General features: G+C 34.2%; 16 protein-coding genes. 6 read left to right on the forward strand and 10 right to left on the reverse strand.

Annotation, left to right across the window (positions count from 1 at the left end):
- Positions 1–2: 2 nt before the first annotated feature.
- From CXF71_RS18550 to CXF71_RS18560, 3 genes are all read right to left on the reverse strand, one after another.
- On the reverse strand, positions 3–629 hold the full coding sequence (locus CXF71_RS18550) for an RAMP superfamily CRISPR-associated protein (protein WP_101234423.1): 627 nt from the start codon (positions 627–629) through the stop codon (positions 3–5).
- On the reverse strand, positions 629–2,401 hold the full coding sequence (locus CXF71_RS18555) for a Cas10/Cmr2 second palm domain-containing protein (RefSeq protein ID WP_101234424.1): 1,773 nt from the start codon (positions 2,399–2,401) through the stop codon (positions 629–631). The genes CXF71_RS18550 and CXF71_RS18555 overlap by 1 nt, the downstream gene beginning before the upstream one ends.
- 304 nt (positions 2,402–2,705) lie before the next feature.
- Positions 2,706–3,407: a lecithin retinol acyltransferase family protein gene (locus CXF71_RS18560; RefSeq protein ID WP_101234425.1), complete on the reverse strand. Its 702-nt coding sequence runs from the start codon at positions 3,405–3,407 to the stop codon at positions 2,706–2,708.
- 320 nt (positions 3,408–3,727) lie between these two features.
- Here CXF71_RS18560 and CXF71_RS18565 point away from each other — a divergent pair, with 320 nt between their 5' ends.
- A complete protein-coding gene (locus tag CXF71_RS18565; RefSeq protein WP_101234426.1) occupies positions 3,728–4,426 on the forward strand; it encodes a hypothetical protein in 699 nt (232 codons plus the stop codon).
- Positions 4,423–6,453: a DNA phosphorothioation-associated putative methyltransferase gene (locus tag CXF71_RS18570; RefSeq protein ID WP_101234427.1), complete on the forward strand. Its 2,031-nt coding sequence runs from the start codon at positions 4,423–4,425 to the stop codon at positions 6,451–6,453. Before CXF71_RS18565 ends, CXF71_RS18570 begins: the two co-directional genes overlap by 4 nt.
- Positions 6,454–7,060: 607 nt before the next feature.
- On the opposite strand, the gene CXF71_RS18580 is transcribed toward CXF71_RS18570, so the two are convergent.
- From CXF71_RS18580 to CXF71_RS18590, 3 genes are read right to left on the reverse strand one after another with little or no spacing between them, the layout of a single operon-like run.
- The gene (locus CXF71_RS18580; protein ID WP_101234429.1) at positions 7,061–7,537 is read right to left on the reverse strand and encodes a hypothetical protein; all 477 of its coding nucleotides are present in this window, start codon (positions 7,535–7,537) and stop codon (positions 7,061–7,063) included.
- 7 nt (positions 7,538–7,544) lie between these two features.
- On the reverse strand, positions 7,545–8,159 hold the full coding sequence (locus CXF71_RS18585; RefSeq protein WP_101234430.1) for a hypothetical protein: 615 nt from the start codon (positions 8,157–8,159) through the stop codon (positions 7,545–7,547).
- A gap of 26 nt (positions 8,160–8,185) precedes the next feature.
- Entirely contained in the window at positions 8,186–8,347 is a 162-nt protein-coding gene (locus tag CXF71_RS18590; RefSeq protein ID WP_157826795.1) for a hypothetical protein, read from the reverse strand.
- Between the two features lie 101 nt (positions 8,348–8,448).
- Here CXF71_RS18590 and CXF71_RS18595 point away from each other — a divergent pair, with 101 nt between their 5' ends.
- Positions 8,449–9,030: a hypothetical protein gene (locus CXF71_RS18595; protein WP_101234432.1), complete on the forward strand. Its 582-nt coding sequence runs from the start codon at positions 8,449–8,451 to the stop codon at positions 9,028–9,030.
- A gap of 16 nt (positions 9,031–9,046) precedes the next feature.
- Here CXF71_RS18595 and CXF71_RS18600 read toward each other — a convergent pair whose 3' ends face one another.
- Positions 9,047–10,291: a hypothetical protein gene (locus CXF71_RS18600; RefSeq protein ID WP_101234433.1), complete on the reverse strand. Its 1,245-nt coding sequence runs from the start codon at positions 10,289–10,291 to the stop codon at positions 9,047–9,049.
- Positions 10,292–10,504: 213 nt separating this feature from the next.
- Here CXF71_RS18600 and CXF71_RS18605 point away from each other — a divergent pair, with 213 nt between their 5' ends.
- From CXF71_RS18605 to CXF71_RS18615, 3 genes are all read left to right on the forward strand, one after another.
- Positions 10,505–11,386: a WYL domain-containing protein gene (locus CXF71_RS18605; RefSeq protein ID WP_157826796.1), complete on the forward strand. Its 882-nt coding sequence runs from the start codon at positions 10,505–10,507 to the stop codon at positions 11,384–11,386.
- A gap of 308 nt (positions 11,387–11,694) precedes the next feature.
- A complete protein-coding gene (locus CXF71_RS18610; RefSeq protein ID WP_101234435.1) occupies positions 11,695–12,327 on the forward strand; it encodes a hypothetical protein in 633 nt (210 codons plus the stop codon).
- A gap of 4 nt (positions 12,328–12,331) precedes the next feature.
- Entirely contained in the window at positions 12,332–14,284 is a 1,953-nt protein-coding gene (locus tag CXF71_RS18615; protein ID WP_157826797.1) for a DNA sulfur modification protein DndB, read from the forward strand.
- Between the two features lie 223 nt (positions 14,285–14,507).
- Here CXF71_RS18615 and CXF71_RS18620 read toward each other — a convergent pair whose 3' ends face one another.
- From CXF71_RS18620 to CXF71_RS18630, 3 genes are read right to left on the reverse strand one after another with little or no spacing between them, the layout of a single operon-like run.
- Positions 14,508–15,428: a phospholipase D-like domain-containing protein gene (locus CXF71_RS18620; RefSeq protein ID WP_101234437.1), complete on the reverse strand. Its 921-nt coding sequence runs from the start codon at positions 15,426–15,428 to the stop codon at positions 14,508–14,510.
- Position 15,429: 1 nt separating this feature from the next.
- Positions 15,430–18,708 (reverse strand): hypothetical protein, encoded by a 3,279-nt coding sequence (locus CXF71_RS18625; RefSeq protein ID WP_101234438.1) that lies wholly within the window; start codon positions 18,706–18,708, stop codon positions 15,430–15,432.
- Entirely contained in the window at positions 18,708–20,531 is a 1,824-nt protein-coding gene (locus CXF71_RS18630) for an ATP-binding protein (RefSeq protein WP_101234439.1), read from the reverse strand. Before CXF71_RS18630 ends, CXF71_RS18625 begins: the two co-directional genes overlap by 1 nt.
- Between the last annotated feature and the right edge of the window lies 1 nt (position 20,532).

The raw sequence follows: 20,532 nt of genomic DNA on the forward strand, positions 1-20,532 counted from the left end.
CTTTATAGCTCCTGCTTCACGTTAACAATTACTTTACCTAAACCTCGATGACGCTTAGCGCCTATTTCAGTAATAAAGCTGACAACCTGTTCTAACCACACATTTAGCTTTTCATTAACTAAACTCTTATTTTCTAAATATGCTACATGGCTTGTATTTAGTGCTATTTGTGCTGTTAATAACATTGGTACACAAACTTCTAAACTGCGTAAGCTCGTGTTTTTAGCTACACCTGTTTCGCCATTTATAGCTGTGGAGTAAGTTATTTTATAGAGTTGAGATTTAGCTTGAGGGTGTTGCGTTAAAAAATTAATTTCTTGCGACGATAAAACACCACTACTTATTTGCAATAACCCTTGATTAGAGCTGCCATCTTTATTTTCATGGCCAAATAACAAGTCGACTAAAGTATTTTTATTCTCGACATCTGTACTTATAACATCAGTAAACCAGTTGTTTTTTTCTGCACGTGTAAACGCATCTCGCAACAAGCCTTTAATGCTTTTACCGGGTAAATAAGGTAATTGCTGAGTATTTTTAAGCACTAGAGCATCGGCATAAGCCCCACCTTCTAATCCGGACCCGACATGCCAGTAGCTTTGAATATTAAATTCCATATTAAAAATCATTATGCTATTTCCTCAATATTGGTATTGCTAAGCTCTACTGTGTTAACTTCTGCAAAGTGATCAACTATTAACATATCGCTAATAACCGATTGTAATTGGGTAGGATCTTGATTATTTATCGGCCAATACCATTTTTCAAAATTGTTATTACCACTTGAACGTCCTGATAACCTCCTTAACTGCTCCTCTTGCTGTTGACTTAACTTAACATCGCCAAGATTTACCGCACGGTCATAAATTCTATCTGCTTCAACTTTGTTACCCAAGGCAAGTGCTGTTGCCATTTGTCTCCATTTAGTCATTGAAATAGGAGATTTTGGTTCATTAGATAAATTTATGCATCGTAATAAGTTGTCTATACTTTGATGATTATCATTTTCATCCACTACATAGGCGTTAACGCCTAGACTTAGTACTTGTTCGTTGTCTTTATCTTTTACATTAAAGCGCTGACTTTGAGTACAGAGTGTTTCGATGTCACTAGACACCGAGTTAGACAACCTAAAGAAGGCTAACGCTGCAGGACCAATGTTTTCGTCAATTGTTTTGGTTAACTTCTTAGCTTTAGCACATAAGCCTTCCACTAAGTGATGGCTATGGATAAAAGGGTGATTTGCTTTATGGTATAAAATACCTCCACTTGCCGTTAAGTAGGGCTTAATTTTTTCTGCATTAACTAAGTGCTCTTTATACAGTCCCACTAATGCTTTTTGAGAAGACTCTTTAAAGGCTTTACAAAAGATAGTGCTATATTTTAAAGCTAAATCAGCACGACACAGTAGGGTTACATCATCGCCCCCTAGTACAAGGGGACGCATAGGTAAGTAAACTTTACTGCTATTTGGTAATTGGTAATTGGCAACATTATAGATTGCTAGTGTTGCTTGTTGCGCGGCCTGTTGCGTTGCGGTAGAAAGTGCTTCGGAAAACTGACGAAATGCATTACAAAATTGGTCGTCAGTTGCCTTTTTTAATGTACTTTGCAGCGCTCGTAATAAAAGCCCTAAGCCATTACCATCTATATGAATAAGCGCCATGTCTTTAATGGCTTCTTTATCTGATTTTTTAATAGCATTTTTAGCTAAAAATTGAAAATTATTTTCTAGATCAACAGGGTAATAAACGTTACGAGGTTCACCTTTATTACTTTTAAGCGATGGTGGTGTAAATTTGTCTTGTAGTGCAGAACCTTCTTTCATCCCTAAGTTACGATAAGCCTGCCGATGTAAATTGGTGTCTAAATCTAAACATTGTTTATCTTCAGGGCTTTCATGCTTAGCCTGAGAAGATATTGGCGTAGCCGCTTCCCCCGTTCGAGTAGAGCGTTCAGCTATACTAGTAGCAATAGGAAACTTAACGGTTGGTGTATTCCTGTCTGCCGCAAGTTGTTTATGGCCTTTTTGAATAGCTTTTTGTAATGTATCAGCTGAAACTAAAGCATCTGTAAACTCGAGTGTTGGAAACATTTGCTGCAATGCTAATGTCCATAGGTTTCTTAACTTAACTAAAGGTAACTTATCTTTGCTGTAACAATAAAATGCCCCCCCTTTACAGCGTATAAAGCGAATAGTGTTATCGCTTATTTCACTCTTATGACTCACTAAGTCAGAGGTTAACTGAGCGCTGTGTAGTACCTTAGATAACAAACTTTCTTTGTTGTCGTCTATAAGTAAGTCTAATCGCTCACTAGTGGCAATGATGTCCTTTACTTTCCCTGTTTTAAATAGATAGTGCTGAATAGATTTTGCTTCAAATAAATAGCTGTAAACCATTAGAATTCCTTTTACTGTTGTTTTAATTTTGATCATTTAGCACTTTAAAATGCAATTTATTTAAATAGTAGAAACATATTATTATGTGACCCTAATTTTCATTTTGTAGCTTCTTGTTACGAACAAAAAATATTATTTTCCTCGTATTTGCGTATGATTGAACTCGTTGACGTGCTTTAATTCTGACTTTTACTCTCTTCATCATACTTCCAAATATAAGACTATATGTAAATGATTTTATTGTATTATTTATGTTACAAAATTCACCTTCAATTAATGATGATGTATGGGAAGTCCAGTATATTTAATCAAACCAGGAAGCTATTGCATTAAAAGCACTACCAACAACTTTAAATGGTGCTTCTACAATATCAATAGCGGTATCAACTGTACCTTCAACAAGGGTGGTAACTGCATCGACTATTTCACCTTCAGATAGTTTTTCATAAGTATCTCCGACAGTTTTACTTACCCCTATTACACCAGCCTCTAAAGGTTTTGCTAACAGGTCTCCTGGCGTACCAATGACTGTATTTATGCTGTCAGGTAATCCTACGTACTCGCCAACAGCTTTAGCTCCTGTAGATACTATTGCGATAGTCCCAACGGTACTTTTAGCAAATTCAGCTGCCGTTGAACCGAACACTCCGTTTCTAGCCGCAACATGAGTAATGAGATGAGCTGCATTACTCACTTGATTTGAAGTATGGATTTTATCAAGACAATAATTAACAAACTGCTCACAATTTTTAAAGAGTACATGATATCCAGTGGTTCCTAGCTCTTCCTTTGCAGTTTCAATTGCACATATAGGATTACTTGCGGAACGTTTTATCCGCACTTCCTTCCCACCTGAAAAAGAATGAACACTTGTTTTTAAAATTTCTGAGTATTGGCCCGTTAAATGAATTACATCACCTTGGCCCATATACAAACCGTGATGCTCAGTAACACCTAAAATATCGATATTCGTTACAAGGTGATCACCCGTTTTAAATACAGTCATAATTTTCTCCAAACACATTAAATAAGTTACTAACGTGATTGAATATATAATGAATAAATGACTGAATAGATTTAACAAGCTTGTGAATGAGATGAAACACCGAAACTGTTCATATGAGAGACTGTTGATGTTTGTTTTAATTTTATACGTAAAAATCACACCGTATAATTTACTTCGCTAAAAGCCAACATTAGGTGATTAACATGCTCTATTGATGATTAATGCTAGCTGAGAGTTCTAGTCAATATTTACTACAATTACCAATACAATTTATTCTCGATGTAATATAGTTATAATTCCATTAATGAAATCCGTTTTCTATGCAACAAGAACTATTATTTTCCTCTAAAGAATTTAAACAACTTCTAGGTGTTTCAGATTGTGAGCTGATGCATATGCGAGTCTCTGGTGGGTTGAAGTTTATAAAAGAAGGACGTGCCTTTTTATATAAACTTCATGATAAAAAATTATTACTAAAACACCCTTTAGCTAATCAATTAATTAATTGGTATCAGGAAATGCACGCCATAAACCTAGACAACTCCCCTAAAGAAAGTGAATCCATCAATTCAGCTTTATTGATGATAGAAACTGTTTTACTACCCATCAAGAAAAAGTTTGGCGATATTAATATCACATATGGCTTTGTTTCATCTGAACTCAATAAGTATATTCAGAAGAATAGTTCATCAGGTACATATCCCTCAATTGATCAACATGCGGCTTCTGAATTAAACAATGCTGAGAATAAAATATGCAAAAGGCATGGCTTAGCTTGTGATTTCACTGTTAGTGGTTATGAAAAAAAAATGGATATTGTCATGCAATTTATAGTGAATAATTTAGATTTTGATAAAATTTACTATTATGGTGAGAGTAAACCAATACATGTAAGCGTTGGAGAAAACGCTGAAAAGCACTTACAAATAATGAATGTGAGTGATAAAGGTCGACGTATTCCCGGAAAAAAGGCTTTTGGTAATAAAGCTAAAGCATTAGCAGAAGAGCAAATAAAATGAATGCTGAGCAGTTTAAAGAACTAGTTAACTCACTTACTGTAGGTAAAAAGCTTCCAGATTCCATTTACTTTCATAAAGATGCTTTTACCGATGTACCTGAAGTACTGTCGAAATTTATCAAAATTGTGGCAAAAGCTTTAAAAGTTGATGACGACAACTGGAATCTAATCAAAGTCTTTAGGAAAGATTTTCGTTTATCTCTCCTCAATTACCCAATGTTTATTGAAGACTCATATCCAGCTCTTGAGCAAAGTGTGAATATCGATTTAACAAAGCTATCCCATCGAATTACAAACTACTCAAAACAAGAAAACCCTCCGATCCTTCATCGAAAAGAAACAATGATCCCAAAAAGCCATATGTCATATGAGCACTTTTGTATGATCACCCAAGAGGGAGAGGCTATTGGCCTTTATGAAAATAGTCGGATGATTGGTTTTAAAAACTCATGGGAACGATTAATTGAAAAGCATGGTTATGAGTTAGTAGATGGTCGCCTCTTTAGAAGTTCTGCCGTTAGTAAAGTGGCAGATAATGATAAAGAAATTGATAGGCATAAAACGGCTATAGTTCGGCATGAATTATCAGCCCCTATGAAAACCTTGGCAAAAAATGGCTTTTTGTCAGGTCAATATTCAATATTTGATTATGGCTGTGGTAGAGGCGATGATCTTCGAGAACTGGAAGCTCACGGCCTAGATGTGCTTGGTTGGGATCCAAATTTTCGACCAGATTCAGAAATAGTTAATTCTGAAATTGTAAATATTGGCTTTGTGATTAATGTTATTGAAGATCAAGATGAAAGAATTAGTGCTGTATTAGGTGCATGGGAAGCAACAGGTAAATTATTAGTCATTTCTGCAATGCTAGCTAATGAAAGCTACTTAGCTCAATTCAAACCATACAAAGACGGTGTTATTACCTCGAGAAATACCTTCCAAAAGTACTTCTCGCAAGCTGAATTAAAGTCCTATATTGAAAGAACGCTTGATGATGAGCCTATAGCCATATCTCCAGGCATATTTTATGTATTTAAAGATAAGGTTCTAGAGCAGCACTTTCTTCAAAATAGACATAAACGAAGTTACCAATGGAAACAACTAACCGAACCTAAGCCCGTTAGTGAAGATCAGGCCAGAATACTCTTTACAAAGCACCAAGAACTCCTAGAATCTTTTTGGCTTAGTTGTTTAGCTTATGGGCGTGTTCCAGCTAATGAGGAGTTCAACAAAAGCGAAGAAATTAAAGATATCATTGGGTCCAATAAAAAGGCGCTTAAATTAGTAACTGATTGGTTTGGGCAAGAAGAATTAGACCTTGCTGCAAATATGAGAAAAGAAGACTTACTTATCTATTTCGCATTAGGGATGTTCGAAGGAAGAAAAGCCTATACTCACCTAGCAGACGACTTGAAAAGAGATATTAAAGCATTTTTTGATACACACAAGGTTGCTTTATACCAAGCGAAAGATCTTTTGTATGATATTGCCAATATAGAAAAGATTACTAGCGAATGTATTAAAGCAAAAGAGGAATTACCTGCTTCTAAACTCGCTTTAGAAAACGGGCAGCCGCACTCTCTTACATTACATAAAAACTTTATTGATGAGCTATCACCTCTACTCAGAGTATATGTTTATTCTGCATTGCAACTTTATGGTGAGCTTGATGAGATTCAACTTGTTAAAATACATATAACATCGGGCAAAGTAACTTTATTAGGATATGAAGGTTTTGATGATTCACCGTTACCCCAGCTCAAAGAGCGTGTAAAAATAAAAATGGCTGAGCAAGATGTCGACTTTTTTGATTACGTTAATGAGAGTAAACGCCCTATTTTACTAAATAAAATTGAATACATTGATGGGAGTTTTGAAGATTATAAAAAACAAAAGACATTTAATAAGCGGCTGAACAAGGAGTTAACTAAACTAGAAGTTAGTCAACTTAATTTCACAAGACTACAGCTTAGTAATATTTTAATGTCTAGCTTAGAGATAAGAGGATATAAATTTTATAAAACTTAAATTAGTCCTAGATGGTATTATTAACCCTAGAACGACCCTCGAACAAATACAACTACAGAATAAGATGATTTTCCCACAGCTAATTAGGGTTGCTCTGTAGTCGTAGAAGACACTTGATTATCTACAGTCGTTTTTGGTTTTTTTTATTAATCAACGTATTGTGATTGAGCCACATTACTTACTACAACATTTTTTTCATTTTCACCTGTATCCCAAATTAGAACAGTTTCTTTAATCTTTCTTTTACCCAAGACTGATCTAATGTCAATACAACCAAAACGTGATGATTTAAACCTTAAGTTTATTTGCAGTATAAAATCTAAGTCATAATATGAATCAAATCGATCTACGTTGATGCCAGTGTTAGGTTGTATATTCTTATATTCATCCCCTTTATCCGACACAGTAGTTAATTCATCATCATTAGTGAAAACCCTCCACTAGAAATAACAATTGAATCTAGGACTTCATCTGAGCTATTTACTAGATACACTTTATCTTCTTCAAATCGAGATATATGTGATCTTCCTTATTTTTTTATAATCTAGAAGGTGTCGGTGGTGTCATCAAACGTGTATCCACACCTCGAAACCTACTGTGTAGATGTTTATTCTTTTCTACCAAAATAGGTAAAACCTGTAATTTTGCAAGATAAATCACCATCTAATGATGTCAATTTTTTATTATACAAATTCTCTAGCTGTTTATTTTTTTCATCTATAGGAAGTCTATGAATAATTTCAGGTACTTCTTCTCGAAGCAACGCCTTTAGCCAGCCTCGATGAAATAAAGGTCTAATAGTATCTAGTGGTGGATAAGTTAACTGAATAAACGGCTCAGGGTATGGAGCAATATGCTTTTTTCTTTCAGCTATTTTTTCATATAATTCAGCCATATCTAAATTTAACTTTAAACATATAGCTTTAATAAACTCATTATGAGTTTTGTGGGGTTGCTCCAAAAACTCATTTAACCTTCTTAGCCCCTTTGAAGTATTTATATATCCCACTTGCTCTACTAAATTGAGTTTAGCGACACCAAGTGAATGAAGTTTTTGTTCAAACCATTGCTTGAATTCATTCATATCAAGTTCACTTATAAAAACGTGTTAAATAAATTTTACTTTTTGACTGCTGAATTGATTTTGATGACATGCTCCCAACAAAGAAGGTTTCATCACCAACAAACGGTTTTAGAGCACGTCCTATTTTTTCAAGCCACTCTAATGTTAAATTGCTATCGACTGCTTCAATATTGCAAGTTATCGCTGTAAGAGGTTTACTTGGTACTTTTGCAGACAAAAATGCACTCAAATCATCAGCATTATTTATATCAATAATATCTAAATTCAAGCTACTACTCATTTTCAAACAAGAAACGTAATCGGCATAATCATGGCCAACAAGGTTTGCTAAAAACCATGATGAAGTTAGTGCATATAACAACTCACTAAGTTGCTCTTTATTGAGCAAGCTGACCTTAAAAGCATCATCATCTCGGGTAATAACAATATCATCTGCCTCTACTTTTATTACATAAACAGCACTATGAAAATTCAATTCATCTTCTTCCACTAAAATGAGCTTTCCGCCATTAACATTCAAAGTTGTTAATTGGTCGCAACTTTTTAGAACATCTTCAGTAACCTGCTTATTGCAACTCTTGGCGGCACCAATATAAACAGTAAAGCCTGTATCTTCTTGCATTTTAAGTTACCCCTTCTCAGCTATAGCTACAGGCTTTGAGTTAGCACCTTTAATTCAGCTTTTAACCTTTCTATTGCAAGGTAAATTTTCGATTGTTGCTCCGCTTCAATAAACTCTGACACCACAAGTTTGCCATCAATATTAATCTCAATAAGCTTAAGTGAATTCAAATCTAAAATATCTCTCATAATTCCAACCTCATTAATTAAACCTAAGACACTAAATATCTTGCCAACCATCTATAAAGTAACGCATTATTAATAACTAAATATTTAATGTAGCCAGAGCAATGACAAATATAATTTACCGTAGCCTTTCAAAAACATCATACTCAGCAGAGCTTAAACGACATAAAGCAACCAAACGCGCGCCAAGTAATGTTCCTTACCTGGTTGACAATATTTGGGAATGGTTACGCCCCGATAATATGCCCACTCGTCGTTTAACGGTTTGTGCCTCCCCCTTTAAAGAGCTAGCACTTAAATATGCAACGTCTAACGATTTACTTTGTAATGTTAGGTTTGCTGGCAAAGTAAATGTTGTGCAAATCACTAATTATCAAGACGCTAAACTTCATCCTGACGTTAAAAAGCTTCCCCGCATTATTACCAAATACCTAGGTCAACAGTGGCTTGATAGCGAACTAGATAATAAGCAGACCCACGGGCAACTATTTATTCCTTTATTAAGTAGCGAAGAAGTCGCAGGTATTCTCTCGACTCCTGAACTACTTGACTTAAAAGAACAACTCATCAAAACATCGACTTTTTGGCAAGATGTTAATCATGTAAATGGTGATTACCAATTAACTGACGGAGAACTGTTCTTTTACGCTGATGATGGCTACTATCTTGATATTTCAGAGAAGTAACCAACTTTACTTGCAGTTAACTCACCACTAACTGCAAATGAATTCCTAAATTATACTCTTGCTCCATTGCAACATGTCGAATATAAATTTTTGTATGATCAGGTGCCTTTTCAAATAGATTTTTCCAATCGAAAAATCCACAGCCCATACCAATATAATCCTGGTGCTTTAAGAAAGTTTTTGTTTCTTCAACATGTTGCTTGATGTCATAAAAACGACCTTCGGGAACTCTCTCAAGTAACGAGGGGAGTTGGCTTTCAAAGTCTGTGATTTTGCTTGCTAATATAGGCTGTAAAAAGACTTCATGACGCTTTGATGAAAATACTTGGTGTTTAGGTCGATGTTGCTCAGCTAACTCAAGCAGTTGCTCACTATTTTCAGTGACAAAACCTTTCGCTAAATCAAAAACTTTCGCTTTGTATGCATCGCTTATTTGTTGTAGTAAAAGGGACCGTTGAATAGACTTTTCATAATCACTAATTCTCTCATGATGAAACCTAAGTCTAGACATTGGCTCCATGCTTTGGGTTAAATTATCAATACCAAATGCAGCTAAGTTTTTATCATTAGTATTAGCGTAACCAACACTCATAGGTTCCCAGTCATCAGTATTACGCGCTTTAATATTTTTACAGTGTTCGGTTAGTTTATATATCCAATTAAGATATTTTTCATTAGAAAAACGCTCTTTAATAAGGGTAAAAGTTCCTGCTACAGAAAGTATTTCAATTGCCCATAACAATAAATCTTCAGGCGAACGTCCACCACCCGATAAGCCTAACTGAATAACAGAGGCTAACCTTTCTTCAAATAGTGGCACTAGCGTTTCATCATCTATGTGGTGGTTAAGTGCGATGGTAAGAAGAGCAAGATGAAGAACGGTTGGTTTACGGACAAAATCATTACAAGCATCACGTGGTAGCCTTAAGTTTGGCTCATAAATTAACGCTGTAGCATTGTATTTAACCGGGTTTAGCTTAACCATTTCATTTAATGGCTTTAAAACTTTCATTAAGTGAATAACCGCTCGGCTATTTTTCCCTTGTAAAGCCCAATCAACAGTAGAATTTACTGCTTCTTCCCAATCTTTTATTACTTTTAGCAGGTGCTCAATATCAAACTTACTCTCCGATACAGGCATTAAGTAATGCTGCTCAGGATATTCTAGGCCAGCATCAAGTATAACTTCTGGTAAATCTTCTCTTTGCTCTTCTGTCCATTCATCATCACCACAAAAATATTCTAGTATTACTTGTTCCATAATTTTCTCACTTTTTAGCAGTTTAAGTTATGCGCCCGCAAGTTGTGTGTAAATCAGCGTGTACTTCATATAGTGCCACTTTGTAGCACCATATTACTTTAACATTAAATTTAACTATGTCAACAAATGATGCTATTAAATAGCACTATTTTATTTCATATATTTCAAAAAGTGATTACAATGTGGGTATTACTGACATTCATAGATGATAAAATGAAAGCAACAACTAAAGAGCGGCTAAAATTTTTAGAATTGTGTTTATTATTATTAGGCGAGTTCAAGAAAAGTTATTTTCATTTACTCTTCGATACAAAAAGAGCACAACAGACAAAAGACCTAGAAACTTATATCAAAAATGAATGTCCTATGAATATTCGTTACGACGACTCATTGAAGCGCTACGTTCCAACACCTCACTTTGACGCTAAATTCCTTCCGGATGATGCCTCAACTTTACTGGCTTATCAAAAATACGTAGAAGACCTCATTGCAAGTAAAGGTGAAGAAAGTCCCTTCCATCGGATTGAATATATCTCTCAACCTTTCTTAACTGCTCCTAACATCGAGCTATGGGGCATACTCAACAGAGCGATAACAAAAAAACAAGTATTGAGTATTAACTATTCTGGTTTAAGAAAAAAAGAAGCGCGCTATACTATTCAATCACTAGCATTGGTTCACAACGGCTTTCGTTGGCACGTTAGAGCTTATGTTGTTGGAGAGGATAGATATAGAGATTTTGTGCTTAGCAGAATAAGTCAACCTCAAGTAGCTGAAATGGCATATTGCAACTCTGGTGTGTTAGAAAATGACGATAACTGGAATTCTACTGTTGAGCTAGTTTTCAAATCGCACCCTAAATTAACTCCTGAGCAAGCTAAGTCAGTGGAAGAAGATTATGGTATGGCTGATGGTAAAAAAACTGTTCAATGTAAGGTATGTAATATTCAACATTTACTTAAGTTGACTCGAACAGGTTTAGATACTGAGCAGCGAGAGGCGCATTTATTCCCACTAATTTTGGATTATAAGAGTAACCCAGAATTAACTGTTATTTTAGATAGATTGAAAAGTAAGAAGCTTATAAAAATATAATTTTTGAATATACCACTGTACTATAGTGAAATAAGGACATTGGATAAAATAAATTATGGCCAGGTTAGCAAACCTTCCTGGTCCTCCTAAAAAGAAACTATTTATAAGTGGTGATAAACGGAAAAGGTACTTTCTAAAAAATTAACTTCTGGTGTAGGATGTAAGTTGATTTTCAAGCCACCATATAATGAGTATTACTAAAGCTATTTAAAGTAAGCCGTTCTTGTATAAAACAAATTCTAGGTTTGAAATTATAGTCTAGCTCCCGATAATTTATTTTTTTGAAAAACTAAACATAAAAGAAAAATATGATAAAACCAGCGAAAGAATACTCCTCAATAAATATTGATGGGATTCGAAGTATTAGAGGTCATTGCTTAAGAAAATTAATGCGAGGGAAGAATAAAATCCCCGATTATGCAGGCATATATGTATGGAGATATTGGCCTGACATTCCTTCGTTAGATTCAGATAATTTAAAAGACTTTATTAAGGAGCTTCAATACAAGTTTCCCCAACACTTAGAAAACATCAAGAACTCTAGAGTTGATATTTCAGTAAAAAGAACGCCTTTTGGCTCTAAAAATGATGGCCGATTGTTAGGTATTAAATCAGAAAATAAAATTAATAAAATCTTGAAAATACTTGATGGGGATGAAGATAGCAGGCAAGTTTTCGCTCATACTCTTGAAATATTAATATCATCATTCCCCCCTATTTATATAGGTAAAGCAGATAATTTACAAGAACGACTTACTGACCACTTTGAATATAGAACCGACGTCCTCCGGAATATTGAAGGTGCGGATATTTCAATCGAAAATGTGTATATATCATTTATTAAGGATGATTTATCTAACCCTAATATGGAGATTTCCACAGGGATTGAAGAAATTTTACAAAGACTAACAAACCCAGTATTCACAAAAAGATATGGATAATGCAATGACACAACCAAAAATAAAAAAAAATAAGAAGAAAGTAACCCCTCAGCAATCTCAAAAATCGTATGATTTCTCTATTTTGTACAGTTATCACAACAGTAAATTTGGAATGAAAAACAATAAGGTTGATGAAGAGGTTAATGTTAATGTATTAAATATCAACGTTGGCAATTTACTGCAAGACTTCAAAATCTTCGAGGATTTAAACAATGTGCATAGTTGGCCTATTAGCACACTAATTCAACGAGAGCTAGATCATGATAGAGCAAACCTGATAGCAAGGGATTACCTACTTAAAGATAGTTCAACTAAGTATTTCCCTTCCTTAATCGCCGTGCTTATACCAATAGGGGATGACTATAAACCACTAGATAAGTATGGAACGATAAATCCTAATGAGCTTAAAACAATCCAATCAAAATTCATAAATGGTGAAGATTATTATGACAATTTTGGAGAGTGTAAAGGGTTAGCAGAGGGAGTTACTCTTGTACCTTTCTCTGAAGAAGAAGGAAGCATTGTTTGGGATAAAAATACTGTGTCTGCCGTTATTATTGATGGTCAACATAGATATAAAGCTTTAGAGAAAGCTCTGGAACGAGACAAAGCATTTGATGAGTTTAGAATTTCTATAACTTTGATAGATTTAACCTCAATTTGTAATAAAAACTCATTATCTCCTACAGATGTATCAAGAGACTTATTCGTAACAATAAATAATACCCCTGAAGAAATTGATGAGACGCGCATAGTATTAATGGACGATAAAGATGTATTATCAACATTCACTCAAGTTTTAATTGATGATTCATCAAAAGATTATCCGCCTAGTGTGCCTCCAATGTTAATTGACTGGGCATGCGACGGAGCAAAACATAATTCTACCAATAGCTTAACAGGTGTTTTAGTTATTAGACAAATAATACTCTCCGCTATGTTTGATGATAGTAAAATATCAACAGTTGATGATAGAACCTTAGTAAAAAACGTTCGTAAGTGGAAAAGTAAAATTGATTCATGGTTATCTCCTGATCCAATTATAGAGAAAGAACTAGGGCCAGATGAAACTTTAGAACACAGGTTTAAACTCGCAGAAGGCCAACAACAAGATGAGTTGGATGATGATGAAGAAGAAAGTATATTTCTGTTCTCATACAGCACATCAGTTTCAAAATTATTGAAAGAACGATTTAAGAGTCTATTCCTTCCAACATTTAGAGAAGTATTTAGCGAATTAACTCCATATAATAGAATTCAGCAGCTAGCCAAGGATCACGGTGTTCTCCGTGAAGATAAACCTCTAAATAACTACTACCGTTCATTTAAGGGTAAGAGAGAGTCATTAAAAAGAACTGCAGAGCTTAATAAAGCAATTAAATTATATGAAAAAGATTTTTCGATAATTACTACAAAATCGATACCCCATACAGTTATGGGACAAAAAGCTATTTTTAAAGCTCTTTTCGATGGTTTCTTGTCAAGCTCAGAAGATGTTTCTTGTGATGATTACTCTGAGTTAACTGAAGTGTTCATTAGTAGCTTTAATGAAGTGTACGAAATACTTTGCCCATCAAACAATGCTGATGAGAATTTCTTCTTAATCGATTATAAATTAAAATCCAATAGAACAATAAAGGCAAAAAGTATAGGAAGTGAATTTTGGAAAGGCATCATCATAAAAAATAATGGGGAAATTGATTATTCCAAAGCAGCTATATCAATTCTTAGCCAGATCATCCAAGATATTGTTTTTTATCATATAGATAAAAACACTGATGATGAAGAAACAGAGTTTTCATTCACCGATTCGCAAAAACTAGTAACTAGACACCTTAGGCTAATTAGAAAACTCGAGTTTGAGATAGACCCTGGTGAAGATGAATTACAATCTATTGCTCAAAAAGCCGTCAACAATAAAGAAATTTATTTAAATAAAATATTTAAAGATCTTTAAATAAAATTGCGAGTATAATCAGCTAAAGAACGCTATGGTACTCGCTAAAAACGCATCTATAAAGGTTAATATATATCTAGTCTAGATTCTATAAAGCGACTTTTCCTGAAGTATTTATATAAATGGTTAAACTAATCAAACCTGATTAGGATTCAATCGATACTTAGCGTAAAAATTAAAGGGTTCGTTTAGGTAGAAAAAGTAATTTGAAGTAAATCTAGCTTTATTTTATTTCAGTAAGTCTTATTACTTGGCTTCTTCTACCAGGTACATAAACTTCTATTTCATCTGATGCATACAAAGCCAAATATTCATATAAATTCGCTTGAATACCCTTTATATCTCTACGATATGGTGCAGGATCATCACACAACTCATCATGCAACAAACTCGATATTTGGCCAAAGCCTAGGTCTCTATCTCCCTTGTATTCAGTCAATATTGATATCAACCAGCAGTATGCTTTAGAGTTTTTGAATAGTGATTGAGCATAAGTAAAGTTAGATTTATTTGCTTCAATAATTGCGAACTCTAACGATGGATTAACATCATACATCTCGTGATTTTCACCCTGTTTTGATAAAGGGAAATCAGATACGAATAAGTCCTTAATTTTAGGCATAATATGTTCTGGCCATACGTTAGGTATATCGAGCAAATTAGATTCAGAAAAACCATCTATAATTTCCTGCATTTGATCGATCATTTCAATTGTTAAAGAAACAGATACATTGACTATTCTTTTGATAAAATCTTTAGAGCTATCTGAAGGGGTAACTTTAGTGCATGCCTCAAGGTTGCCTTCATTAACAAGGGCGAGCCCTTTTCCAGTCATATTAGCTGAGCCTGTAAAAATCAAATCCTCATCAACTTGATAAATTTTCGCATGTAAATTTGGTAAGCACTTAACTTTATAGCCCGATAATATACATTGCCTAATAGCTTCTATATTACTTGCACCTACAATAAAATCGTTTGGTGAGAAGCGACCGACAATACATACTGAAGAATTAACAATAAGAGCTTCTAACCATGTAATTGCTGGCTTCGTAACAAAAGCAGAAATAATATTCAAATTATCACAATTAGGAATACCCCTTTCTAAGGCAGCTGTTAAATCATTACTTGTCATCAAATTATTCATTCTATTCCTCTAGTAAATACTCTTCTAAATATTCACTCCATCTAGAAAATAATTTTTTATCTTGCTGTTTAACTGTTTCAGAAATATTTAGGTGGGATAAATGACACAATGAGGAAATCATCATGTCGATAACACGTTTACTTTCAACACTAGAATCTCGATAAAGCTTGTTATAAAAAAGGTGATTGCTATTTATTATGACAACTAATTTATTATTAATGGACTCAAAGTCAAAAGCGTCAAAAGACTTCAGTGCTTGAACTTCAATACCAATTTCACTCTTTTTGTTAAACTTCACAAAGTGACATTCTTCAACCCTACTTGGTTCACTTTGTACTTTACTATAAACAATTTTTTCTGCTGATTCTATAGGTTTTAGTTCTTTAACTGCAGGAGTTTCTATTGTAATGTTGGGAGCAATAACTTCTTCTGTTTTTATCGCAGTCCCAAACTCTTTAATTGAAGATGTTATGACTGTAGTGTTTGTATCATCAAAAATATCCCTAGACCTATTGGTTTTGAAGATTGAAGATAGTTTTGAAAGAAAGTTCTTTTCTGATTTGTTCTTATCGTAAACAGCACTGTTGCTTAACTCTTTAACCTTCTTTTTTTTGGCTGATGCTGCTACGTTATCTGTTGGTTTGTATACTGTAGCTTCAGATAAATCCTCTTGTTTTTCTTTACTAGACACTGAAGCTTTAGGTGATAATTTTCCAACCCCGTTTATTAAATGTGAAAGTTGCTTTACATAATCACCAGTAAATAGTTCTTCTGCTGACTTCTTAAAGCTACCAACTTCATTTTCATAACCTTCCTTAGTCAAGCCATCAATGTCATAAAAACTACTAACCTGAACTTTTAATGCTTTTAATTGCCCAATAGGATCATTTGGGCACTCCATTAAGGTAATGTTCAAAGTTTCTTCCCAATCCCAGGCCCTAATCTCTTTAGGCCTTAAGTTAGCTATTTCTTTAGTCGCAATTTCTTGATGATTCACTTCTTCTTGTTCACTATCTAAAACCTTCAATGAAGCCTTAATGGAGTGAAACTGACCTTTATAATCCCCCGGAAGATCCTCTCTAGCTGCTTGCTTGATTTTTCTTACCTTTTCCGAGCTTTCTAGACTTGAGATTGACTCTATAGACATGTAACTTTCTATATGCTGTTGTACCTCTCTTAATTGGCCTGTAAAGTCACCAATATATTTAGATTCTGTATAATCACATATAGATTTCCAAGCCCACGTTGGCATTTCTTTAGGCTCTGCATCATTTAACGCTATGTATGCATTACTTTGCTCTTGAACGAATATGCTGTACATTTCTTTGTCATCAAAATATCCCTCAAAAGCCCATTCTTTGATCTTTTCTAAAATATCATTTGGAATATTTTTATAGGATTCCTCTTCTAAATCAGTGGAGAGTTTATCTAGTTCTAGTTCGATTTCGTTTGATTCATTGAGTATTGACGATGATTCTTCACTAATAATTGCGGGTTCTGAAGGAACTTGTTTTTCAACTTCTTCATTTAAGTAAGATAGTTGCTTGTTGTAGTCGCCAGGAAAAAGCCAATCAGCTGTTTCTTTAAGCTTTATAAGCTCTTGACTAAAGCCTGTAATATGTTTGTCACGAACATCATAATAATGCTGTATTTGAGATTTAATGTTTTCTAATTGGTTAGTTTTATCATTAGGGAACATTTTAGATGTTACTTCTAATATATCTTCCCAATCACCAATGCAGATATCATTAGGCTTCAAACTATTTATATTACTTTCAGCTAAACGTTGTTCTTCTCTAAAGAGACTAGGTTCTTCTTGTACTTCCCTACAACTTGCAACTAACTGGTGAGTGTTAGCGAAAAGAATGTCATCACTTTTCTCATTTGGTAAATGATGTGGCGCTGTTTTAATACCTTCTACAGTATTACCTGAATTATCTTTATTTATACAAACGTCTAACTTCATAGCACTCTGCAAATATGCTCTAAGATCTAAGAAGTCAGAATAATGCTTTGACTTTATTCCGCTTAACCCTAAAAACCAAGAACTATCTATACTAAGAAAGTCATACACTGTAAGAGAAGTTCTTTTAGCTTGGTTAAGCCTATTTACGACACCTGTATAAGCTAAGGATAAATCCATTTCTTTTAGCTTACTTTTTAGTGATATATTTAACTCAGGACAAGCTCCCTTTTCTTTAATTAAACTATTACTATGAATGTTTGTTTCTGGTGGATTATCTATTACTTCTGTAGCTTTTAATAATAATGTATTAGTACTAAACCCTGTTACAGCATCATTTAACATAGCTTTAAATATTTTAAAGCTATGAATCATTTCAGGTGTTATGCCCTGCAACCATTCAAATTTATACTCCTCTACTTTCAGCAATTTTTCTACATTGAATGGTCTGGGTGTGAATTTCCTAATTCTTTCAATAATAGTATTACACTCACTCGGTATCAAAAGGTCATCAATTAGAGTGAGCATAGTGAGTTTTTTATCAAGGCAAACTGTGGCTTCATCATTAGAGCTAGATGGAGATGTAAGACTAGAATGACTTCGCTTTAAAAAATCGGACTTAAGGGACTTTTCATATTCATCAATATTTTCATAACCATAAAATAAACAAACTAAGGAATAATCATTAAAGGTAATATTATTTATTATATATTCTCCCCTTATTCCTTTAAGCTTACCGTTTAAACTACTTAACTTTTGGTTTATTAAATCATCCATTAGTGATTTTTGTTTCTTTATTACTTTTAGTCTTGTCGTTGGCTCAAAAATATCAATAACTCTATAAAAATTACTTGTCTGATCAATTAGCTGAAACTTTTGGGTAGAAAGGTAATCATCATTCAAAAGTAAATCTACTAGAGTGTTTTGATTCAGGGTATTAATGGAAATTTCAATAAGAGTGTGATCAACTGACAGATTAAAAAGCTCGCTAGGAAGTTTTTCGAACATATTAGTTATCGCACTAGGCGCATTTCCTAGTTCAATTGAAAGCTCTTTACTAGTCATACTCACTGAAAAATTTAAGCTGCTAGTAACCCAAGACGAAATAGATTTAACTACAAGTGAATTAGCATTTCCATTAATGATCTTACCGGTTAAGGAATTATATATTTGATTAAAAGTAGGCTGATTTAACTCTGAAGTATGACTAAATAAATAAATTTTGTGACTAAATTCATTTTTATCGAATAGAATAGAGACACTAGCCTGTAGGCCAGCGTCACTATAACTCTTTAATACATCACTCAATAAAAACATTAAGCTTCTTCTAAGGTTTCGAAATCAAACTCCTCAAACATATCTTCAATGATCTCCCCCCAATCATTTCGCGCACGTTCTAGTTGCCGTCTTTTAGTTTCAATTGTTGTTTCATCTTCTAACCTTGCCCAGGCACCTAAAATCACTTTAAATAGTAATTGATCTTTATCTGACATTTTAGATAAGAAATGCTTATAAAGCTCATGTTCCGGGTTTATAACTAAAACAGTTATCCCTTGTAAGTTTTCTACTTCAAAGAATGATTGGTTAGAAGTTTTTCTGTACTGAATACTAATCCGCGACTTTAAGTCTTCCATTTTTCTAGCCGCTTGCGCTGCTTGATCTTTATCGTAACCAAAATCTTCAATTAGCTTTTTCTCTAATTCTCCATAATTTGGATCTTTAGAAATAGTTGTACCCGGATTTACCTCATCCCTTTTTTTAAAGCCTGCGTTTATGACAATGCCTAAACGGTCATCTTCAGTTATTTCTGTATCGACAACTTTCGCTTTAGAGAGGGTCAACTTGCCCATGTCTTTTTTCCGATTAGCTATAACTTGACTTAGTTTTCTTGATACATCAAATAGGATAGCTGTATCTTCTTCTCCTATAAGTTTAAGGTGAGAAATGATAGATTTTTCATTTTTCAGTTCATTTTCACCATTAAAAAATTCATTTTGAGACATGTCTTTTAAATTATGTGCATGCTGCTTGTTATTCGTGACACCAAAAACCTCATCAAGTGCAGGAGGGATTTCAAGCTCGATCCCTATAAATCTTATTTGGTAGACGTCACTTTTTAAAAAGAATTCATTTGTGATAACTTCTAACTCACGTTTCGCCCTTAATACTGATAGACCAATATTTTTAGCACAATGTTTCCCCCAATGAGTATCACCTATTTTATTGAAGCTTGTTGCTTGAAGCATTCTTTGTATGATTTCATTTCTTGCGACTGAGCTTCTAATAGTCAACGTGTGCACTTTTCCTAAATATTCTACTTCCCAAGAAAATGAATGCTCTTTTTCTTCAAAAAAAGTTTGAGCTTCATCTCTATGCAAGCCTGGTAGCTCCGGTAACGATGAATCACCGGTCAAATATAGAGGGTCATTAGCCTTAATTATCCCTGTTTTTGTCAATGGCTCGAGTGCCTTAGTTTTGACAGAGCCATGAAGATCACATACTTTGAACTGGACACTACACTGATTACTAGCTATGAAATATCTATACATCCGGCCTATTTCAGACTCCGATTTTTCAAAAAGAGTTTTTGCTCTCTTCCATTTTAGCTTATCTAAATTTGACCAAACAACTAATGTACCTGAGCTGGGTATATCACCATTAAACATAGAATTAAGATATTTTTCTGGAATTCTTGAAGATGAAGGTGTCGGTAAGTCGAGGTAATCACCATCAATAATTTCTTGTACGTCAAGGTAACTATAGTTAACTTCTCCTACTGCTTTCCAGCTCCAAACTTCCACACGCTTACATTGAGAAACAGAAGCATTTGGCAGTCCCATCCCAAACTTTCCCATACCTTGAGTATCATCATTAAGTAAATTACCTTCTTTATCCTTATCCCTGCCTGATTCACCAAAACCTAGTGCTGTAGCTAGTAGTTCCTTGCTCATGCCTTTACCATTGTCGGCAATGGCTATTTGGTCAATACTTCGGTTTTTATTTTCAAAGATGAGTATTTCAACTTTATCTGCACCTGCTTGAATTGAGTTATCAGCAAGTTCAGCAATTGCGTAGGCCGTATCTTTGTACCCATTTGAACGGGCCGATATAATATATTGTTTAGGGTTTACCAATGACATA

It is taken from the genome of Colwellia sp. 12G3 (assembly GCF_002836775.1).
Classification (GTDB): Bacteria; Pseudomonadota; Gammaproteobacteria; order Enterobacterales; family Alteromonadaceae; genus Colwellia.

What these genes read in the sequence shown, in the direction of transcription:
- CXF71_RS18550 (WP_101234423.1), bottom strand. Translation starts at nt 629, where the DNA reads ATGATTTTTAATATGGAATTTAATATTCAAAGCTACTGGCATGTCGGG.
- CXF71_RS18555 (WP_101234424.1), bottom strand. Translation starts at nt 2,401, where the DNA reads ATGGTTTACAGCTATTTATTTGAAGCAAAATCTATTCAGCACTATCTA.
- CXF71_RS18560 (WP_101234425.1), bottom strand. Translation starts at nt 3,407, where the DNA reads ATGACTGTATTTAAAACGGGTGATCACCTTGTAACGAATATCGATATT.
- CXF71_RS18565 (WP_101234426.1), top strand. Translation starts at nt 3,728, where the DNA reads ATGCAACAAGAACTATTATTTTCCTCTAAAGAATTTAAACAACTTCTA.
- CXF71_RS18570 (WP_101234427.1), top strand. Translation starts at nt 4,423, where the DNA reads ATGAATGCTGAGCAGTTTAAAGAACTAGTTAACTCACTTACTGTAGGT.
- CXF71_RS18580 (WP_101234429.1), bottom strand. Translation starts at nt 7,537, where the DNA reads ATGAATGAATTCAAGCAATGGTTTGAACAAAAACTTCATTCACTTGGT.
- CXF71_RS18585 (WP_101234430.1), bottom strand. Translation starts at nt 8,159, where the DNA reads ATGCAAGAAGATACAGGCTTTACTGTTTATATTGGTGCCGCCAAGAGT.
- CXF71_RS18590 (WP_157826795.1), bottom strand. Translation starts at nt 8,347, where the DNA reads ATGAGAGATATTTTAGATTTGAATTCACTTAAGCTTATTGAGATTAAT.
- CXF71_RS18595 (WP_101234432.1), top strand. Translation starts at nt 8,449, where the DNA reads ATGACAAATATAATTTACCGTAGCCTTTCAAAAACATCATACTCAGCA.
- CXF71_RS18600 (WP_101234433.1), bottom strand. Translation starts at nt 10,291, where the DNA reads ATGGAACAAGTAATACTAGAATATTTTTGTGGTGATGATGAATGGACA.
- CXF71_RS18605 (WP_157826796.1), top strand. Translation starts at nt 10,505, where the DNA reads ATGAAAGCAACAACTAAAGAGCGGCTAAAATTTTTAGAATTGTGTTTA.
- CXF71_RS18610 (WP_101234435.1), top strand. Translation starts at nt 11,695, where the DNA reads ATGATAAAACCAGCGAAAGAATACTCCTCAATAAATATTGATGGGATT.
- CXF71_RS18615 (WP_157826797.1), top strand. Translation starts at nt 12,332, where the DNA reads ATGACACAACCAAAAATAAAAAAAAATAAGAAGAAAGTAACCCCTCAG.
- CXF71_RS18620 (WP_101234437.1), bottom strand. Translation starts at nt 15,428, where the DNA reads ATGAATAATTTGATGACAAGTAATGATTTAACAGCTGCCTTAGAAAGG.
- CXF71_RS18625 (WP_101234438.1), bottom strand. Translation starts at nt 18,708, where the DNA reads ATGTTTTTATTGAGTGATGTATTAAAGAGTTATAGTGACGCTGGCCTA.
- CXF71_RS18630 (WP_101234439.1), bottom strand. Translation starts at nt 20,531, where the DNA reads ATGTCATTGGTAAACCCTAAACAATATATTATATCGGCCCGTTCAAAT.